Raw genomic sequence first — 19,097 nt, forward strand, 5'->3', positions numbered from 1 at the left:
CCCTGTTTTATTTGATCGCAAGGGGATTTTTGACTAGCATTTATGGATCTGTCACAACATTCATTTTTTTGTAAACCGATGGGGTGACCCCTTCATGTTTTTTGAAGGCAATACTGAAATAATTGCTGTCAATATAACCGACTTCAGATGCAATATCGGAAATTTTCATATCTGTGTTCGCAAGTAGCTCCTTGGCTTTATCGAATTTGGCTGTGAGAACATATTCGGTAAAGGTTACGCCGGTAGCTTGCTTGAACAGCACACTGAAATGGTTGGGGCTTATATGCAGCAGCTCTGCTAATTGGGTTAACCGCAGCTCTTCGTCCAGATGCTCTGAAATCCATGTTTTCGCTTTCGAAATCATTTTGGATACGGGTATTTTTTTAGTTTGGGCGATTTCTGTTGTAATACTGGTTATGTAGCCTAATAGCAGACCCTCAATTTCCTCATTGGACCGGTTGGCAACCAACCCTGTCAGAAGCGGTTGAACATCGATTGCGTCCCCTTCCAAATGGAATTCATGAATCATCCTCATCATCGGCATGACCAAATTCTTGGCATAGCCTTTGATGGAGCTTGCTCCACTAGCGTAAATCTTGGTTGTCCATCGCCGATAGCTGGATTGGGCAAGCGTCAAATTCCCTTCACTCATCCTGCTGAGCATGCTCAGCTCTAATGGCATAATATCAATATGGTGATGAATCCGGGTCTCCATATAAGGCGCAAATAAGATTTTTCCGCTGCCGACAGCGGACTTTTGTACCAGTGCATGCAAGGATTGATGATAGGCTTCGGGCAGCCGGTCGTATCCGTTTACGAGCGAACTGACACCTGCGGTGATCGTTGTTTTTAGATAATCACGAAATACACGCTGGAAATGCTGGGCAAGCTCGATGATTTGTTCGTCAAAGTAAGTTCTCATATGGCGGCTTACCCCATATGAGATGACGGCGATTAAACGGCCGGGAAAGTCGCTGATGATTCTGCAGTCCGACAGGTTAATCTGATCAGCCGCTTCCTGGGCAAGCTTCTGGTAAGCATACATGTAAGTGGCTTTATCCTGTTGGGATCTTTCACTTGATAATTGCTCGTATAAATCGATTTCCATGCTGATGACATAATAAATATGTTCCCTGGTATGTGCTTGCAGGAATGGGATTTGGCTGACGATTTCGTCTGCACGTGTACGGGATTGAAGCAAATCCAAGAGAATGATATCCTGTGGCGCTTGGCTGAGCGATTGGATTTGGGATTTCAAAAGTGAAAGATATTGTTTGCTTTTATTCTTCTCATGATGCTTGCTCACAGCTGCTTTAAAAAGCTGCAGCAGGTCATCATAAACAATTGGCTTCAGCAGATAATCTACTGCCTGCAAGGTAATGGCTTCCTTTAAGTAACTGTAATCATCATAGCCGGTCAAAAACAGAATCTGGGCTTCTTGATCAACATTGCGAATACGGCGTGCAACCTCAATTCCGGATAGTTTCGGAAGATTAATATCAAGCAGTACGATATCAGGCCGGAGGGACTGGAATTTATTCCAGGCTTCTAACCCTTCTTCCGCTTCTCCGACCGTATCTATACCGAGCTCACCCCAGGGAATGGAAGTGACGATCCCTTCCCGAATATAATATTCATCATCCACTACGAGAGCTTTTACCATAACGGGTTGTCACCTCATTTTCCGTCAGAATGGGGATTGTGATGATTACGGATGTAAATTGCCCTGGCTGGGAGACGATCCTGATTCCATATAAATCGCCGAATTGCAGTTTCAACCTTCTGTGAACATTGCGCAGGCCATACGCCTGGTCCCAGCTGTCCACATCTAATGCAGCCCTCAGTTCCGTTAATTGCTCTTCAGACATGCCGATGCCGTCATCCGTAATTTGAAATTCCAGGCTGTCACCCACACGATCGCCCGTCAGCATAATCGTACCTTTCACATTCGTGGGTTTAAGACCGTGGTAGATGCAGTTCTCTACTATGGGCTGAAAGATGAATTTGGGGATGTAATAACCCATCACCTGCTCGTTAACCTCAATAATAAGTTCGATTTTGTCCTTATAACGGAATCGTTGAACAATCATATAAGCATGGACATGATCGATTTCTTTGGCGATTGGAATATAAGTGCTGCCCTTGCTAATGGCAATTCGGAAGAAATCACCCAGTGCCCCTATAATTTCGCTGATAAGCATTTGCTTGTTGGATATAGCCAGCCAATTCAGGGATTCTAAAGTGTTGTACAGAAAATGCGGGTTAATCTGCGATTGCAGAGCCTGGATTTCGGCTTCGTTTCTTTTGATCAGTTCGTTAACAATCTCGTCGTTCAGAAACTGATTTTGTTTTTTTAATCGGATATAAAGGATGCCGATCTGGCCGACCTCGTCTTTCTCGTCAAAATCACCATTGTCTGACTGAATGATACCGTCCTGCTTGATCAGCTTGTGAAGCTTGCGCAGAGGTTTGCTGATCATATTGCCGAATCGCAATGCGAGCAGAATGCCAAGAAACAGCATGAGGAAGAAGATGACAATCGTCGAGTTTCGGATGGAGTCGGCATCCTTCTCAAAAAGCTTGACGGACTCGGTGAAATGAATGATTTTCCACTTGGAAACGGGCTCTTCTGCATAGAAAACACTGTAGTTCACCCGATTGTACCGCATGGTGAATTTTCCCGAATGCTGTCTGTCAGACATGGCATGAACCACTTCATTCATAAGGGGACTCCGGTAGTCATGAGAGGTGTCCATGATGACATTTTCCGGATCCAACACCATGACATTCGAGTCCGGACTGCTGGTCAATAATTCAATATCATTAAAAAATTTCTTTTTATCGATCACCACAACAAGCAATCCGATGACATGATAGTTATCCACATACTGATGAATCAGCTTGCTGGCATAGAAATAATTGTTATTCTTAAAGGAATTGAACAAAAAACTGTTCGAATGAAACAGCGTTCTGGATGGTTGTTTCTTGAGATAATTGACCCACTTATCCGCATTCACATAGTTGGATTCCAGGATGTAGGGGTCTGCCGCAGTTGTTATTCCCCGGTAGAACCGAAAGTTTTTCTGTTCGCCCGTCCCATAAATAACATAGGATTGAATATAATCTTTGGTCTCGATAATGGAATCAGTGATCTTGTTGATGATCTTGTAATTGGATAAATATTGCTCCTCCGAAACCACCTCGGCGGAGAGAAGCTGCTGGACGGTATCGTTGACACGAACAACGTCCATCAGTTCATCCAGATCATTAAACGTCCGCGTTAAATAGGAATTAGCTGCGCGCAGGGATGTTTCAGCGAAATAATTAGCGTTATCTCTCAGCTTGTTTAAGGCAATATAGTAGAATAGCGAGCTCAATACAATCATCGGCAGGACCGTGAGGATCATGGTCTGCAGAATGAACTTTCCGCGAATGGTATGGATATCGAACAGTTTCAACATAATCGGCAACCTGGGACTTTCATGGTTATGTGCCTCCGAGCTCCTGCCTGTTGGCCAGTTTAATATCCTAACCTTATCGCTAGCCTTTGATACCTGTCAATGTGATTCCTTCTATGAAATAACGCTGCAAAAAGAAGAATATAAGGATAAGCGGCGCTGTTGCCGCAGTGGCAGCTGCCATCAGCATGCCCCATTCCGTCCGGAACGCGGTTTGGAAGGCCGTAAGCCCAACGGCAACCGTATAATTCTCGGCGGAATTCAGGTAGATAAGCGGACCAAGCAGATCATTCCAGACTCCGCAAAAGCCCATAATGGCGATCGCAATATAAGCGGGCACAGAGAGCGGAATAAGAATCCGGGTCAGAAAGGTTAGCGGGCTTCCGCCATCCATATATACGGCTTCATCCAGATCCTTTGGAATCGTCATGAAAAATTGCCTCAACAAAAACATATACAGAATTCCCCCGACACCTAACCATCCCGGGACCGTGAGCGGAGCGATGGTGTCCAGCAGATTGAGCGTTTTCCAAAATAAAAACTGGGGAATGAGCACAACAGCCCCTGGGAGCATAATCGCGGACAGGATGACCGCAAAGATTACATTGCGCAAAGGCCACTGCAATCTTGCGAAGCTGTAAGCCGATAATGTGCATGTGATCAGCATGCCGACCAGATAAACGACTTCAATCTTGAAAGTGTTGAAGAAATACGTACCGAATGGAACCTTTGTAAATGCATTTTTGTAATTGCTCCATTTAAACGGATCAGGTATAAGCTGAGGAGGGAAGGAGAACATCTGAGTCTCGCTCATGACCGAGCTGCGAATGAGCCAAATGAAAGGAATCAAGCAGAAAGCCGCTCCGATAGCGAGAAAGATATATACAAAAAGTTTTCTTGAACGGTTCAATGCTTGTCACCTCCTTCGTAATAGACCCAGCTTTTGGAGGTCTTAAAGACCACAAAGGTCAGCAGGGCGATGATGACGAATAATATCCAGGCGAGGGCGCTTGCATAACCCATCTTGGACTGGGAGAAGGCGGTCGTATAAATGTTGTACACAAAAAAACGTGTCGCATTATTCGGGCCACCTTGAGTCATCGCGTAGGCAACATCGAATACCTGGATCGTCGCGATCAGCTGCGTAATCAAACAATAGAAGATGGTAGGCGTTAAGGACGGAAGGGTAATATACCAGAACTTATGCCAGCTTTTTCCCCCATCCACCTCGATCGCTTCGTAAAGATGAGCAGGCGTACCCTGCAAGCCTGCCAGAAAGATGATCATCAGGGCGCCGCTTGACTGCCAGGCGACCATCAATACAATGGAAGGCACTGCGGTAGCTTCGCTGTACACCCATTCCAACCCCGGTATCCCCAGAAAGTCCAGAATAGAATTGAATATGCCAAATTCCGGATTGTACAAATACATCCAAATAATAATAACGGCTATGCCGGGCACTACGGACGGAAGATAAAATATAGTACGAAACAGCGATAGGAAACGGATTTTGTTGTTCATCAGGAGTGCTGCAAGGAAACCAAACAATACGGTAACCGGTGTCCCGAGCACGGCATAATAAAGAGAGACAACCAGGGATTTGCGGAATGCGGTGTCTTCGGTGAACATTTTTTTGTAGTTTGACAAGCCAATGAACTCTGCGGGAGAACCAATCTCCCAATTCGTCAAACTGAAATATAAGGAAGCGATCATCGGACCGAGGATAAATATTGTGAAACCGATCATAATAGGCGTTGCGAATATAATGCCCCATTTGCGCTCCATGCTGGCAATGCCATGAAGCCTTTTTTCGGGTCTGCTCACATTTGCTTTGTAAATCATATCAACCATCTCTCCCTAATGAGCATGTCGGGAACATACATGTGCATATGCTCCCGACATAATGGATCTTATTTGGTTTGATTATCTATTTGGAGTATTTTCCTTGCAGCAGCGGCTGGACTTCATTTTTCAACTCATCCAGTGCTTGCTGTGCCGGTATTTTACCACTCATAATCAGTTCGATCTTCGGTGAAATCTTCTGATCGATTTCGGTCCAGTTTTTCAACTTATATGCGGCGGGAATAACGGAATGATTCATGACGTAATCGATAACGGCCACTTTGTATTCCTTAACATGGGCATCATTATTGATCCAACGGTCCATGGACGCCTGATCGGTATAAAATTTCTTGTCAGCAGGCATCAGGTTGCCGGAAATATAATTGGGATTATTCTCGAAGTCGTTCAGGAATTCATAGAATAGCAGCGCTTCATAAGGATGCTTGCTTTCAGCGAATACGCTGAAAACAGAGCCCAGCAGAATCGTTTTTGGTTCTTTGAATTTCGGCAGTGGAGCAACGCCGTAATTGAAGTCGTTCTCGGCAAAAGCGGAAATATTCCATTGGCCATCAAACGCCATCGCAATTCTTTTGTCTTTGAATTGTGTGACGAGCGAGCTCATGTTCTTCTGGACCATGAGGGACGGGGCCACGTGATATTTGTGAATCAAATCCTGAAGCGCCTGAAATACCTCAACCGATTCAGGGTTGTTCATGGTGAATTCCGTTCCGTCTTCATTCGTTATATCTGCATTGTTGCTCGCCAGGAGAGGATTCCATGCCCCCCACCAAGCAGAGAAATTAACCCCGTATTGCACAATGTTTTTCGGATCGAAACCAGCTTCTGACGCGTTTTTGCCGTTTTTGTCCAGGGTCAGCTTCTGTGCTGTTTTCAAGAAGGTATCCCAGTCCCAAGCTTTCTCGGCTTCGATTGGAGGTGCATCTATGCCTGCTTTTTCAAACACTTCACGATTGTAGAACAGCTGGAAGGATTCCACGCCGTTCATATAACCGATATTTTCACCATTCTCGCCAATGTAATAATAGGAACTCTCCAGTTTGTTTCCAAGCTCCGGGATCTTATCGTAATATTTGGACAGATCCAGCAGCTTTCCTTCCGATCCCCACTTAAACGCCAGATCCTCTGTCATTTGCGCAATATCCGGCACATCGCCTGTTGCCATTAACGCATTGATTTTAGTCTTAAAACCTTCGTTGGCAACCCCGCTGTGCTTGATTTTGATGTTGGGGTACTTCTCTTCGAATTTTTCAATGGTGGTCTTGGTCATTTCACCGGTTGTGTCCCAATCCAGAAAATTCAGCGTCACGGTTTCTTGTGAACCGTTAGCCGCGTTTTCGTTTCCTGTCGAATTCGGATTGTTGTTTCCTGATGAACAAGCGGATAAAGAGACTGTTAATAACACTGCGGGAACAATAATAGCTTTTGCGTTCAATTTCAAAACCCTCACCCTTGTTTTGTATATTTGCAGAATACGGCTGCATGAACCTCATTCTAATCGTTCTTGATGCAATCGAAACTAGAAAGATATACGAAATTCTTGAATAAAAAATGATTATTTATCGGAGCGCTTTCACCGCGAGAAAAAAAAAAGAGGCCAGCCGGATTGAACCGACCTCCTCCATTGTTATTTTTCAAATGATGATGGCTTCGCAGGAGTTTTCTTGGAGCGGCTCCGATACTCCGACGGTATAACTCCTTTGAATCGCTTGAATAAACGGACAAAGCTGCGGTAGGACTCAAAGCCGGCTTCAATAAGCACATCGCCGATCGGCATATTGGTCGTGACGAGCAGATGGCTTGCGGATTGGATTCGTAATTGATGCAGGTATTCCAGAAAACTGATCCCCACTTCTTTCTTGAACAGCCGGCATATATGGGGGATGCTGATATGGAATTTTGCGGATAGATGCTCAAGGGAAAGGGCTTCCCCGTAATTCAGGTGGATGTACTGAAGCATATTCGCGATTTCCGGGGATTTATTATCAGAAGGCGGATTCCTGTTCTCTTGGTGAGCGCGGATATAGATTAACAACGCTTCGATTAATTTCGTACTCAGCATACTTTGCTTGCATGGGCGCGATTGATGCAATTCATCGATCATTTCATCAAATACGGCTGCTAACCGGTTAAACGTGTTTTCTGTTAATTGCGTATGAGAAGGAAAGCTCTGTCCGGATCGCAGCAGCAGTGTTCCTAATTCGGTGTGAGTGGAGGATTCCATTAAGAGACGCATATCAAACATGCAGCAGTAGGCACGAATGCCTGCTTTCGGTGCAGCGTGGATCTCGTGGATATGATGGGGTAGAAGAAAGGAGGCTGTGCCTGTCTTCATCTCGTGTTCAATACCGTTAATCGTCTCGGTTCCTGTTCCTTCAATAACAAGGGACAGCTCGGCAAAATCATGATGATGCAATTCGCTTGTCGAAGCAATGGTATTAATCGAGATATAACAGGGAAGCTGTCCGGGTGTATAATTTCCAACTACATCCTGATATTCCGGATATTTAAACATGGAAGGACACCTCAATCAATATTTGTCAGTTGAAATATTAGATTTGGCATATCTGAACATGAATTTCCTTTAAGATAGGCTTAGTTACAGAATAGTCAGCTATTGAGGTTCTGTCAATTTTTATATAAAGGGTGGTATTCAATGTCAACTGGGATGAATCTTTTGGCTGGATTTGGACGATCGGATATTACGCCAGGGCTGGGAGTTGAATTATGCGGTTATGGATTCAAACTGGGCCGTAAAGCGACGGAAGTTCTCGACCCTCTGTATGCCAATGCGATGGTTTGGCAGGACGGCGACCGGAAAGGCGCTATCCTTTCATGTGATCTCATTTCCATGAGCAATGAACGGTCCATAGAGGTTCGGAGCCTTATCGCAGCACAATGCGATATTCCGTTTGACCACATTATGCTCTGCTGCACGCACACGCATTCCGGTCCGGCAACAACAAATGTGATTGGACTCGGAGAGAAAGATGCCTCTTATCTGAACGCCTTGCCGGCCAAAATAGCAGATGCCGCACGCAAAGCCTCGAACTCGCTGCTTCCCGTAGAGCTTGGGTACGGGGAAGGGCTGGCAGAAGGGATTGCCTATAACCGGGAAACCCATTCAAAATCGGAACCGGGCGGAATGACGGACGAGGTTCTGAAAGTGCTGAAAGTCAGCCATCAAGGAAAAATGATCGGATTTTTGGCTCACTATTCCTGCCATCCCGTTACATTGAATCACCATGGAACCCTCATATCTGGAGACTTCGTGGGACGGGCGATCAATAAGCTCTCCGAGCGGCATGGGGTGCAGGGTTTATTTCTGCAGGGGTCTCTCGGGGATCTGAATCCGGTATATTGCCATGATGAATTACAGGCCTCCATCGGACAGGTGGATATCCTTTCCAATAAGTTGTCCGCTATTATAGAAACGGCTTTGAACGCGGCCAGCCCGTTGACGGAAGGGGGAATAGCCGTTAAACGGATAGAGATCGAGCTGCCTCAGGTTGTGGCGTCCGACAGAGCGATGATCCGGCGGAACTTGGACTTTATATACCGACTGCAAGGAAGCTTCGAAGAAATGCCGGAGCAGGCACAGAAACAGATTCTGTTTGAACGCGAAGTATGGGAGTCGTTCTGGAACGAATACGATGTTAAATCAAGAGGTTATATGAAGACGGAAGCGCAGGTCATTCAGTTCGGCGAGCTTCTGATGCTGGCCCATTCAGCTGAGCTCTTTTACAGCTTTCATCGGAAAATCGTGAACCAGCTTTCGCCGTTCAAGGTTTTTGTCATTAATCAAGCCAACGGGTCGATCGGTTATGTGCCCACGGCTGATAAATATGATATTTCAAATAAAGAATACTCCTACCCGGCTTGTTTCTCTCCTTTCATGCACGGCGAATTTCCATATGTCCCAAACGTCGGCGACTTATTGGTACAAGAACTAGTCGGATTGGGCCAACAAATAAAAAGTTAATCAGCTCCATTCTTGTTTAGATTTGGCATATTCAGAAAAATAATTGTCACCTCATCGCAAGTCCGATCTTATAGACTCAAGGAGAAATGACAATGCGAGAGGGGAATAGATGGATGAATAAATTAGCCGTTGACGGAGGCACGCCTGTCCGTACTGCCGGATTCAAGGAGTGGCCGATTTTTGATGAACGTGAAGAGAAACTTCTGCTCGAAGTCTTGCATTCGGGTAAATGGGGAGGAACGGGCGGAGCGCTTGTACCTGACTTCCAAAGTAAGATTACACAATTGGAAAAGCAGTTTGCCCAGTACCATGATGCCAAATACGCCCTTGCATGCGCCAATGGGACCGTTGCCATTACGATTGCTCTCCAGGCAGTCGGCGTGAAGCCTGGCGATGAAGTTATCGTTCCGTCTTATACCTTTATCGCTACGGCTAGCGCAGCACTGGCTTTCGGAGCCATTCCCGTGTTTGCGGATATTGAAGAAGAAACACTTCTGCTTGATCCGGATGCAGTAGAGAGATTAATAACTCCAAAGACAAAAGCCATTATAGCCGTTCATATAGCCGGGGCTCCGGCGAACCTGAAGCGTCTGAAGGAAATTGCCGATCGGCACGGGTTGAAGCTGATTGAGGATGCCGCTCAAGCAATCGGCGCATCCTTCGAAGGCACGAAGATTGGCGCAATCGGCGATATCGGAACCTTCAGCTTCCAATCCAGCAAAAACTTGAATGCAGGCGAAGGGGGCATGATTGTCACCAATAGCGATGAGGTGTATCAGGCAGCATGGTCTTATATCAATGTAGGGCGTGTACTCGACGGTGCTTGGTACCAGCATGATAGAATCGGTCAAAACTACCGGATTACCGAATTCCAAGCGGCCATCCTAATCGCTCAAATGACGCGTTTGGAAGATCAAATACGCGTCCGTAAGCAGAATGCGGCGCTGCTGGACTCCTTGCTCGGGCAGCAGGAAGAATTGATTACCGTTAAAGAAACCCCCGGTACGACTTGCCATGCCTATCATCTCTATATGCTCCGGCTTGCTCCCGAATTTTCGGAGCGTGTGGATAAGAATGACTTTATTCGCAAGCTGAATGCGGAGGGGCTGCCTTTCTCATACGGCTATATTCCGCTCAACAAGAATGAAGCGATTCAGAAATCGATTGAAGAATGGACGGGGAAGCCGCGAATCGATTCATGTCCCGTAAGCGAGCGGATGTGCGAGAAAGAAGTGCTCTGGCTCTCGCAAACCGTGCTGCTGAGTGACGAAGAAGCTATGAATGATATTAGCGAAGGACTTCGCAAAGTCATTGCCAGCTATAGCGAATAGGATATCGACGGGGATAAGCTTGCTTGTTCCGGGCACAGGAGGGAAAGAATTGAAGGTCGCGATTATAGGATTGGGTACAATGGGCTGGATGTATGCGAGCCGCTTGGCCAGAATGGACGGGATACAGCTTGCAGGCGCTTATGACCGTTCTGCTGCAAAAGCAGAAGCATTTTCCAGCCAATACGGCACCAGGGTTTTCGATACATTCGAGCAGTTGATGACAGAGGGTAATCCGGATGTCGTTTGTATTACCCTTCCAACCTTTCTGCATAAGGAATATGTGTTGAAGACGGCGCGGCTTGGCAAGCACGTCATCTGCGAGAAGCCGTTGGCCGTGCGTCCAGAGGATGCGGCGGAAATGGTTCAGGCTTGCGAGAAACAGCAGGTAAAGCTGTTTGTATGTCATGTAGCCCGTTTCTTTCCGGAGAATCAGAATTTGAAAAAAACCATTGAATCCGGGCAAATCGGCAAGATTGGCATAGCCCATGCCAAACGTGCGGGTACAAATCCATCACTTGCGAGCAGCTGGTATTCCGATGAAACAAGGAGCGGTGGAATTATCATGGATCTGATGATTCATGATATTGATCTCATGCGCTGGATGATCGGGGATATCCGGTCCGTTTATACGATGAGCCGCCGCAGCTCCAATGTTCATGTTGCACTTGTCACCCTTCAGTTCCACAACGATGCAGTGGCTAATATAGAAGCGTACTGGGGATATCCGGGGCCGTTTACTACAGCAGTAGAAATTGCCGGCAGCGGCGGTGTCATTTTTTCCGACAATCAATCCACACAGCCTTATACCATACAGAGAATGAACCCTTCATCCGATGTAGCGGAGGCCATTCAGGTTCCCGGTGATTCATCCCTGCATGATCCTTATTTTGCAGAACTGAGCCATTTTCTGACTTGTATAAGAACGGGAGATGAGCCCATTATTACAACAATAGACGCGGTCAAGGCTGTCGAAATCGCAGCTGCAGCCATTCTCTCCGGAAACACCGGATTACCGGTAACGATTTGATGAAAGGAGGCTCCCTGTGGAACAAATACGGATTGGAATGATCAGTTTCGCTCATGGTCACGCGTATAGTTACTTGCATGCCCTCCGGAATGTTCCGAATGTGACCGTTGTCGGATTTGCGGATTCGGACAGTGCGAGAGCTGCGGCAATCGAAAGAGAGCATACGTTGACCCGTTATCAGGATCATCATAAGCTGCTGGCGGCCGGTCTTGATGCGGTCATTATTTGCTCTGAGAATGTTCATCACGCCCGCTTGACCATTGATGCGGCCCATGCAGGAGTGCATGTGCTGTGCGAAAAGCCTCTTGGCGTTTCTCTAATCGAAATGAAGGAAATGATCGAAGCATGCGAAGCGAATAGCGTGCAGCTTATGACAGCTTTTCCTTGTCGTTATATGCCTGGTGCCCGGGAGGCTAAAGATGCGATTGACCGGGGGGAGATTGGAGAGCTTGTCGCCTTCAAAGGGTTCAATCGCGGCAAAATGCCCGGAGATTGGTTCGTGAATCCTTCTTTATCAGGCGGTGGCGCCATATTGGATCATACTGTCCATGTTGCCGATCTGATGAATTGGTTTCTTGGCTCCGCACCAGTTGAAGTCCATGCGGTATCGCGAACCTTGTTTAATGATTTGCCAGTTGAGGATTCAGGAATCGTTCATATGAAATATTCCGGGGATGTCGTCGGCGTCCTGGATACCAGCTGGTCAAGACCGAAATCCTTTCCTGTATGGGGGGATGTCGTTATTGAAATCATAGGAACGCAAGGCGTCATTAAGCTGGATGGGTTCGCTCAAAAAAATCAGGTTTTCAGCGAGTCGAACGCTCAAACAAAATGGCTTCACTGGGGCCAGAATATGGATGCGCTGTTAATAGCGGACTTCGTGAACGCGGTGAAATCCGGCACGCCGGTGCCTATTACCGGACGAGACGGCTATCATTCCACAAAAGTTGCTTTAGCGGCGTATGAATCCGTGTCCAGTCAAGGACCGGTGAAGTTAAGCGAATACTGAGGGTAATAGCCATAGAAGCAAGCCCGGAACTTTATTTCTTCCTGTTCCGGGCTATTTATTATGTGCCGTTGAAGACTGCGTTAATTCGGAGAGAGCCGCATAGCGGCAGGAAATCACCTCCCGCCGAACAACTATTTTGGCAACCCGATGCATTCGCCTATACTAAATTTTTTTTATTGCATAGGCTGTTATCATAACGTGAGGCTAAGGGGCTTATCTAGCATGTCAAAAACGACCACAAACTCCGAATTAAATGATATATCGGCTGATGATCTCGCTTTATGGTCCGCAGTTATTGTAATTATTGGCGATCTGGTTGCGCTGCTGGCCGTTTTAAAAGCCAGATCGGAAAAACAATGATTCTCCAAGAGTCGGTTGTGAAGAGAGTCAATAAACTGTGAGAGGAGACGAGCGGATGTCTGATGACAAAGGGATTACCTCTGATGATCTGGCGAGGATTTCGGCTTGTCTTGAAATTGTTGGATATACGTTAGCTCTGCTTGCGCTGGAGAAAACCAGTTCGGACAAGAAAAGTGATGCCAATACCATGAAAAAAGAATCCATTAGAATGGCCTTGAACCAATTATATGAGAAGCTGTCGTGAGGAAGATGAAATTCCCGAGATCGGCAGGAAGGCGGCTTTTGTTTACGGGGACCATTTCGGACGGAGCGGGCAGCCTATGCATCAGCGCTGGGCTTCAAGCCGCCAGCCAAGTTTGCCGGGAAGACTTGAAGGACCAACGGGCGGAGCTTTATGCCGAAATGCAGCCTGGTTATGCTGGCGATTATATTTGGAAAGAGGAGCGCTCCTGTTAATACGATCCTCTTGCCGATCTGCCTCATACTGAAGAACTTGCCGACTGGCAGGCGTCTCAATAAATGGGCCTGGGGAGTTCAAGCATCGCAATTCAAGGGGAATAGTGGTCAGTCTTGCGGCGTACTTAACGGTAGCGCATCCGGAATTCCTTCGGCTTGAAACCGGTGCTGCGGCTGAAGCAGCGGATAAAATAAGGAAAGGAGCCAAAACCCGTCTCCTCGGCAATCCGACCTATGGAAAGGTTGCTGTGAATAAGCATGCGTTTGGCTTGCTCGACCCGATAGCGGGTGACATATTCCAGGGGCGTGCAGCCGTATGCCTTCTTCATGCAGATGGCGATATAATTCGCGTGAAAATGAAGCTCTTCCGACATCCGCTTGTAGCCAAGCGGTTCTTTGTAATGCCGTTTGAGAAAGGCCGCGGCTTCATCGGCAATGATCAAATGAGGGCTGCTTGCCGTCATGCCGCTTTCTTCCTGCAGCTGAAGCAGCAAATCCTGAAATAGCTGCTGCTGCAGCCAGCGGGCCGAACCTGTCGGCTGGAGCTGATGAAGCAGGAGCTGTTTCATTCTGTCAGCGAGCGCCCCTGGGTCCTGCAGCTGTCCAGACCTGGGAAGATAGAAGGCAAAAGCTTCGAGCTGCATATAAGGGTCGCGCGGCGGCGGTATAATGGGCCGTTTCTCTTTCTCTTCGCTCCAGTCGCCAAAGGTGTGAAAGTGAAGCCAATAGAAATGTGTCTCCTCCTCACAAGGTGCCATCGTCCGATGTGCGCGGTCAGGACGAAGCAGGGCAAAATGCCCTGCGGGTATAGGGTAATGCGTTCCTTCTTCCTCGAGATGCAGACACCCGCGGGTGACCATCAGCAAATCGAATACACCAATGCTGGAACGGCTGGCATGCCGTCCGCCTACAGGGTATGTGTCTTCACCGCAGGTGATAAAATGCGGCATCGGCGGAGAGATGAATTGGAGCATGATCGGTATCCTTCCTGCTTTGAGTTCTCTTTCTATAATAAGCGATTACAACCTGTTCCGCAAAGTAACTGATTGAACGCGTGATGTTGTGATTGGATAAAAACCGGTTGTGTTCAGATATCCTTATCCCCTTGCCGGACATGATATATTACAACTGAATGATAGGCGAAGAAAGGGAGAGGCCAATGAACTTAACGAAGACGGCTTTTGAAGCACTTCCGCTTGGACGGATAAAACCTGCCGGATGGCTGAAAGATCAGCTGCGTATTCAGGCAGACGGCTTTACAGGACATCTGGAGGAGCACTGGGCGGATGTAGGTCCGGATAACGGCTGGATAGGCGGCAACGGGGAAAGCTGGGAACGGGGACCTTATTATGTAGATGGTTTGCTGCCGCTGGCCTATTTGCTGGAGGATGAGAAGTTGATTGCCAAAGCGAAGCGATGGGTGGAATGGTCGCTTGCCAGCCAGAAGGAGAACGGATCCTTCGGGCCTGCCCGCATCGAAACGGTCAACAACGATGTGAACAAGAAGCAGGACTGGTGGCATTATATGATTATGCTGAAGGTGATGACCCAATATGCGGAGGCTACTGAGGATCCGCGGATTGTCCCGTTCCTGACTTCTTTTTTCCAATACGTTCATGCTGAAATTGTCGATAATCCGCTTGAGGGCTGGGCAGAAGCCCGGGGTGCGGAGATGCTGCTCAGTATTCAATGGCTGTATAAACGAACCTCAGACGCTTTCCTGTTGGAGCTTGCCGGTCTGGTTGCCGGCCAGACCGTCGACTGGACGGATGTGTTTCACGATTTTCCGTTTTGGCGGAAGGTGGAGGAATGGGACTGGAAATCCCATGTGGTGAATGTGGCAATGGGCATCAAAACGCCAGGCGTGCTGTACGAGCTGAGTGGTGATCCGCTTGAGAAGGTAGCGGTGCATCGCGGGATCGACAGTCTGATGACGTATCACGGTCAGGCCCATGGCATGTTCTCCGGCGATGAATGGCTTTCCGGCACTCACCCCAGTCAAGGAGTGGAGCTGTGCGCCGTAGTGGAATATATGTTTTCGATGGAGCAGCTGACGAGGATATTCGGTGAAGGCAGATTTGGCGACATTCTGGAGAAGGTAGCCTTTAATGCGCTGCCTGCCGCCATATCTACGGACTGGACATCCCACCAATACGATCAGCAGGTGAACCAGATTGTCTGCAATATTGCACCCCGCAGCTGGAGCAACGGGCCTGATGCCAATCTGTTTGGTTTGACCCCGCATTTTGGCTGCTGTACGGCTAATATGCATCAAGGATGGCCGAAATTTGTATCCCATTTGTGGATGCAGGACGGAAGTGGCGGCTTGGCGGCTGTTTCTTATGCGCCGTGCACCGTCAGCGCACAGGTAGGCCGCGGTGTTGAAGCCACACTCGAAATCAGCGGGGATTATCCTTTCCGGGATGAAGTGGCCATATCGGTCTGCCTGGCACAGCAAGAGAGCTTCACGATTTCGTTCCGGATCCCGGAGTGGTGCGTAGCGCCGAGCTTGACCGTTAACGGAGAAAATATTTCTCTTCAAGCGGCTAACGGCTATGCCCGGGTTGCCCGTGAATGGAGCGATGGCGACAAGCTCCGCTTGCATCTGCCGATGGAGGTCCGGACGGTATCGCGGAACTTGTATGCAATCAGCGTGGAACGGGGACCCCTTGTTTATGCGCTGCCGGTGCAGGAGAATTGGCAGCTGCTAACGAAACGGGAAATGTTCAGCGACTGGGAGATCTATCCCGGTTCTCCGTGGAAATACGGTCTTCTGGCCGATACGGATTATCAAGTCAGCTTGGCGGATATCCCTTACCAGCCGTTTGATACCCATAATGCCCCCATACGCTTGACGGCAAGCGGTCAACTGGTCCGCGAATGGAAGATGGAGGGCAACAACGCGGGAACGCCGCCGATCCATCCCGACACGCAGGGGCAGCCGCTGACGGAGCTCACGCTCGTTCCTTACGGAAGCGCGAAGCTGCGTGTAGGCGAATTTCCGCTAATCGGCAAACGCAAGCCGGTACGGTCTTTGAGATAGGCTGTCCGATTTTGCCGCCGCAGTTTGGATCAGCCAATCAGCCGCTAAGCCTCTCATTCCTAAAAAAAGGCTCATTTCCTTTCAGAGTTTTGATATAATGAGAGAGTGTAACAGGTTGATAAGGAAGGAGGCTGGCCGATATGGCACGCTATTTGTTCGCTTTTGAAGTAAAGTCGACCGGTAAGAAAGGTGAATTCAGCTGGTCTGCCGAGACGGAAGAGGAAGCGCGTGAGAAGGTCCTGCTCAAAATCGCCGATTTTGAATTTTCGGAAGTCGAAGACATCCTGCTTGGCGATTTGCTTGAAGTGAAAGCAACGACAGGAAATCAGTATTATGAATGCGAAGGCTGCAGCGCGTAAATTCGCTGCTGCTGACCTCGAGGAACAATAATCAGCGCATATTCATAGAAGGCCGTCCCTAAGTCGAAAAGACCGGGACGGTCTTCTTTTGGAGCGGTCAGTTTGAGGAGCTGCAGCAAGGCTTATCCTTGCTGCAGCTCCCGGTGGGATGGAGCAAACGCACAGATGCCGATCCATTGGACGGACAATGAGAATCAAATCATCCGGCTCCACTGCCGGTATTTGCCCGGCGGGAGACCAGTCTGCTCTTTGAACCATTTTGTAAAAGCATGAATGGAGGCCGCATTGCACCGCTCCGCGAGCCTGACGAGAGGCTCATCGGTCTGGATAAGCCAGTATTTCACAACCGCAAGCTTTTCTTTCATAAAATAATCATAAGGCGTGAGACCGGTTTCCTTGCGGAAAAGCCGGCTGATATAGTCGGGATGGTAGGAAGTCCAGGCTTCGAGCCAGGCCCTGTCGTATTTCTCTTGCGCATGCTTGTGCAGATTTTCGGCAACGAGCCGGACGAGGGGGCTGCCGGTGGAACGGCCCAGATGGGGAAGCTGTACGCCCTGCTTGATGGAGATGACCAGCTCCAGAAACAGCGACCTCAGCAGGAGCGGGATATAATCGTAATCCATCAGATAGAGCTCCACGATTCGTGCGAACCGCGATTCAATCCGCTCCAGGTGGTGGGATTGTTTATCCTGTATCAGCAGCGCGTCTTCTTCTTTCTCTCCTTCGATCAGCATTGTATTGGGGATCGCTTCAACCGCCCCGGAATCGTCCAAATCGATGACCCTAATTTCCTTCACGCCTCCTCGAGCGGGCAGCTGCGCCTGCCAGGAGAAATGAATGCCGTATAGGATGAAGGGCTTATCTTCATCTGCTGTAAACGTATGGACCACAAACGGCCCGTAATAAAATAAATCCCCAGGCTTCGCTTCATAGGTTTTTGACTGAATATTCACAGTCCCGTATCCGGCAATGACCAGAATAAATTGATAATCCATAATATACCTCGGACCAAAAGAACTTCCCGGTAAACCCTCATAGCGATTTGCATAGGAAACGACAGGTGTCAGCTCATTCCATTGCAGTCTTCCAGCAGCAGGTATTCCCATCTGCAACATCCCCTTCAAAATAGTCGGTAAACGTTAAAAAACCGTCTGTGGAAAACAAATACAACCATACTTAACTAGCATATAGTGTAAGTAAGAAATCGGCAATCCACAATTAATTCATCGGAGGGATATCCAATGAGTGACCATAACCCGCTTCGGGACACCGCGTTAATGCCGGCGAGCCGTATGTTTGAGGATGCCACGCCCCTGCTGGAGCAGCCGGAGAAGCTGCTTGAGAGGGCGAATGAGAAAGGATATTTGTTTTTCAAAGGCTTTTTTTCCAAAGAGAGTATTATACAGGTCCGTAAAGCGATACTGATGATTTTGCAGGAGCAGGGATTGCTGGACGCCAGACATCCACTAATGAGCGGTTATGCCGATCAGGAAGCGTTGGACCGTTTGAGCGAAGAGGATGCCAACTGGAACGGTGTCGGTGTGCCGTATGAGGTTTATCTTGCTGTTCAAAAGCTGGAAATATTTCATGCGATGACCCATGATCCCAAGCTTCTTGCGCTTTATGAGACGTTATTCGGCGCCCGGGCTATCCCGCATCCGCGCAATATCGCCCGTGTCATGGTGCCGCACCGTTTTGCGCATGCGACTCCGCCGCATCAGGATTTCCTTCATATCCAGGGCGATTATGACACGTGGACCTGCTGGATTCCGCTCGGCGATGTTTCCAGAGAGCTGGGGGGCTTGTCCATTCTTGAAGGGAGCCATAAGGCCGGCTTGCTCGGAGTGACCAGCAATCCGGGAGCCGGAGGTCTGGAATCGATCCTTTGCGGATTGGGCTGCGAATGGGCTGAGGGCGATTATGAGACAGGGGATTTCGTCACCTTTCATAGTCTGACGGTCCATAAAGCACTACCGAATCAACAGCCTGGACGCGTGCGGCTTTCCTGCGATTTCCGGTTCCAGTCCGTTGAGCACCCCATTGAGCATGCTTCGCTCCTGCCGCATGGTCCCTTTACCTGGGAGGAACTGTATGAAGGCTGGCAGCGCGAGGACCTGCAGTATTACTGGCAGCAGGAGAAGTTTGAATATACCACCTTCGATGAATCCATCCGCTGGCAGAAGGATAAGATTTGTTAATTGACGGTCAAAAT

18 protein-coding genes are annotated in these 19,097 nt (G+C 48.3%); 10 read left to right on the forward strand and 8 right to left on the reverse strand.

What is annotated here, in order from left to right; genetic code table 11:
* Positions 1-40: 40 nt before the first annotated feature.
* The 6 genes from IEY46_RS02745 to IEY46_RS02770 form a co-directional block, all read right to left on the reverse strand.
* Positions 41-1,663 (reverse strand): response regulator, encoded by a 1,623-nt coding sequence (locus tag IEY46_RS02745; RefSeq protein WP_188988893.1) that lies wholly within the window; start codon positions 1,661-1,663, stop codon positions 41-43.
* On the reverse strand, positions 1,638-3,461 hold the full coding sequence (locus IEY46_RS02750; protein ID WP_229750025.1) for a sensor histidine kinase: 1,824 nt from the start codon (positions 3,459-3,461) through the stop codon (positions 1,638-1,640). The genes IEY46_RS02745 and IEY46_RS02750 overlap by 26 nt, the downstream gene beginning before the upstream one ends.
* 79 nt (positions 3,462-3,540) lie before the next feature.
* Positions 3,541-4,368, reverse strand: a complete 828-nt coding sequence (locus IEY46_RS02755) for a carbohydrate ABC transporter permease (RefSeq protein WP_229750026.1) — start codon at positions 4,366-4,368, stop codon at positions 3,541-3,543.
* A complete protein-coding gene (locus IEY46_RS02760; RefSeq protein WP_188988897.1) occupies positions 4,365-5,300 on the reverse strand; it encodes a carbohydrate ABC transporter permease in 936 nt (311 codons plus the stop codon). The genes IEY46_RS02755 and IEY46_RS02760 overlap by 4 nt, the downstream gene beginning before the upstream one ends.
* An 85-nt stretch (positions 5,301-5,385) precedes the next feature.
* The gene (locus tag IEY46_RS02765) at positions 5,386-6,753 is read right to left on the reverse strand and encodes an ABC transporter substrate-binding protein (RefSeq protein ID WP_188988899.1); all 1,368 of its coding nucleotides are present in this window, start codon (positions 6,751-6,753) and stop codon (positions 5,386-5,388) included.
* A gap of 192 nt (positions 6,754-6,945) precedes the next feature.
* Entirely contained in the window at positions 6,946-7,833 is an 888-nt protein-coding gene (locus IEY46_RS02770; protein ID WP_188988901.1) for an AraC family transcriptional regulator, read from the reverse strand.
* Between the two features lie 141 nt (positions 7,834-7,974).
* Here IEY46_RS02770 and IEY46_RS02775 point away from each other — a divergent pair, with 141 nt between their 5' ends.
* From IEY46_RS02775 to IEY46_RS02805, 7 genes are all read left to right on the forward strand, one after another.
* Entirely contained in the window at positions 7,975-9,300 is a 1,326-nt protein-coding gene (locus IEY46_RS02775) for a neutral/alkaline non-lysosomal ceramidase N-terminal domain-containing protein (RefSeq protein WP_188988903.1), read from the forward strand.
* A gap of 113 nt (positions 9,301-9,413) precedes the next feature.
* On the forward strand, positions 9,414-10,631 hold the full coding sequence (locus IEY46_RS02780) for a DegT/DnrJ/EryC1/StrS family aminotransferase (protein WP_188988906.1): 1,218 nt from the start codon (positions 9,414-9,416) through the stop codon (positions 10,629-10,631).
* A gap of 49 nt (positions 10,632-10,680) precedes the next feature.
* Positions 10,681-11,658: a Gfo/Idh/MocA family protein gene (locus tag IEY46_RS02785; RefSeq protein ID WP_188988908.1), complete on the forward strand. Its 978-nt coding sequence runs from the start codon at positions 10,681-10,683 to the stop codon at positions 11,656-11,658.
* Between the two features lie 16 nt (positions 11,659-11,674).
* On the forward strand, positions 11,675-12,667 hold the full coding sequence (locus tag IEY46_RS02790) for a Gfo/Idh/MocA family protein (protein WP_188988910.1): 993 nt from the start codon (positions 11,675-11,677) through the stop codon (positions 12,665-12,667).
* Between the two features lie 222 nt (positions 12,668-12,889).
* Positions 12,890-13,027 carry a hypothetical protein gene (locus IEY46_RS02795; protein ID WP_188988912.1) on the forward strand — a complete coding sequence of 46 codons (138 nt, stop codon included), beginning with the start codon at positions 12,890-12,892 and terminating at the stop codon, positions 13,025-13,027.
* 55 nt (positions 13,028-13,082) lie between these two features.
* Positions 13,083-13,271 (forward strand): hypothetical protein, encoded by a 189-nt coding sequence (locus IEY46_RS02800; RefSeq protein ID WP_188988914.1) that lies wholly within the window; start codon positions 13,083-13,085, stop codon positions 13,269-13,271.
* Positions 13,268-13,483 (forward strand): hypothetical protein, encoded by a 216-nt coding sequence (locus tag IEY46_RS02805; protein WP_188988916.1) that lies wholly within the window; start codon positions 13,268-13,270, stop codon positions 13,481-13,483. Before IEY46_RS02800 ends, IEY46_RS02805 begins: the two co-directional genes overlap by 4 nt.
* A 125-nt stretch (positions 13,484-13,608) precedes the next feature.
* Here IEY46_RS02805 and IEY46_RS02810 read toward each other — a convergent pair whose 3' ends face one another.
* Positions 13,609-14,457: a helix-turn-helix transcriptional regulator gene (locus tag IEY46_RS02810; protein ID WP_229750027.1), complete on the reverse strand. Its 849-nt coding sequence runs from the start codon at positions 14,455-14,457 to the stop codon at positions 13,609-13,611.
* Between the two features lie 185 nt (positions 14,458-14,642).
* Between IEY46_RS02810 and IEY46_RS02815 the strand changes: the two genes are divergently transcribed.
* Both IEY46_RS02815 and IEY46_RS02820 read left to right on the forward strand, forming a co-directional pair.
* Positions 14,643-16,526, forward strand: coding sequence for a beta-L-arabinofuranosidase domain-containing protein (locus IEY46_RS02815; protein ID WP_188988918.1), 1,884 nt, complete (start codon positions 14,643-14,645; stop codon positions 16,524-16,526).
* A gap of 140 nt (positions 16,527-16,666) precedes the next feature.
* Positions 16,667-16,885: a hypothetical protein gene (locus IEY46_RS02820; RefSeq protein WP_188988920.1), complete on the forward strand. Its 219-nt coding sequence runs from the start codon at positions 16,667-16,669 to the stop codon at positions 16,883-16,885.
* 194 nt (positions 16,886-17,079) lie between these two features.
* Here the strand turns inward: IEY46_RS02820 and IEY46_RS02825 are convergent, their stop codons facing one another.
* The gene (locus IEY46_RS02825) at positions 17,080-17,991 is read right to left on the reverse strand and encodes an AraC family transcriptional regulator (protein WP_188988922.1); all 912 of its coding nucleotides are present in this window, start codon (positions 17,989-17,991) and stop codon (positions 17,080-17,082) included.
* A gap of 135 nt (positions 17,992-18,126) precedes the next feature.
* On the opposite strand from IEY46_RS02825, the gene IEY46_RS02830 reads away from it, so the two are divergent.
* The gene (locus IEY46_RS02830) at positions 18,127-19,083 is read left to right on the forward strand and encodes a phytanoyl-CoA dioxygenase family protein (protein ID WP_188988924.1); all 957 of its coding nucleotides are present in this window, start codon (positions 18,127-18,129) and stop codon (positions 19,081-19,083) included.
* Positions 19,084-19,097 lie beyond the last annotated feature (14 nt).

This window comes from Paenibacillus nasutitermitis, assembly GCF_014641075.1.
GTDB lineage: Bacteria > Bacillota > Bacilli > Paenibacillales > Paenibacillaceae > Paenibacillus_Z > Paenibacillus_Z nasutitermitis.

Coding starts and splice junctions, on each gene's coding strand:
- IEY46_RS02745 (WP_188988893.1), bottom strand. CDS start 1,663: ATGGTAAAAGCTCTCGTAGTGGATGATGAATATTATATTCGGGAAGGG.
- IEY46_RS02750 (WP_229750025.1), bottom strand. CDS start 3,461: ATGTTGAAACTGTTCGATATCCATACCATTCGCGGAAAGTTCATTCTG.
- IEY46_RS02760 (WP_188988897.1), bottom strand. CDS start 5,300: ATGATTTACAAAGCAAATGTGAGCAGACCCGAAAAAAGGCTTCATGGC.
- IEY46_RS02770 (WP_188988901.1), bottom strand. CDS start 7,833: ATGTTTAAATATCCGGAATATCAGGATGTAGTTGGAAATTATACACCC.
- IEY46_RS02775 (WP_188988903.1), top strand. CDS start 7,975: ATGTCAACTGGGATGAATCTTTTGGCTGGATTTGGACGATCGGATATT.
- IEY46_RS02780 (WP_188988906.1), top strand. CDS start 9,414: ATGAATAAATTAGCCGTTGACGGAGGCACGCCTGTCCGTACTGCCGGA.
- IEY46_RS02795 (WP_188988912.1), top strand. CDS start 12,890: ATGTCAAAAACGACCACAAACTCCGAATTAAATGATATATCGGCTGAT.
- IEY46_RS02800 (WP_188988914.1), top strand. CDS start 13,083: ATGTCTGATGACAAAGGGATTACCTCTGATGATCTGGCGAGGATTTCG.
- IEY46_RS02810 (WP_229750027.1), bottom strand. CDS start 14,457: ATGCTCCAATTCATCTCTCCGCCGATGCCGCATTTTATCACCTGCGGT.
- IEY46_RS02815 (WP_188988918.1), top strand. CDS start 14,643: ATGAACTTAACGAAGACGGCTTTTGAAGCACTTCCGCTTGGACGGATA.
- IEY46_RS02820 (WP_188988920.1), top strand. CDS start 16,667: ATGGCACGCTATTTGTTCGCTTTTGAAGTAAAGTCGACCGGTAAGAAA.
- IEY46_RS02825 (WP_188988922.1), bottom strand. CDS start 17,991: ATGGGAATACCTGCTGCTGGAAGACTGCAATGGAATGAGCTGACACCT.
- IEY46_RS02830 (WP_188988924.1), top strand. CDS start 18,127: ATGAGTGACCATAACCCGCTTCGGGACACCGCGTTAATGCCGGCGAGC.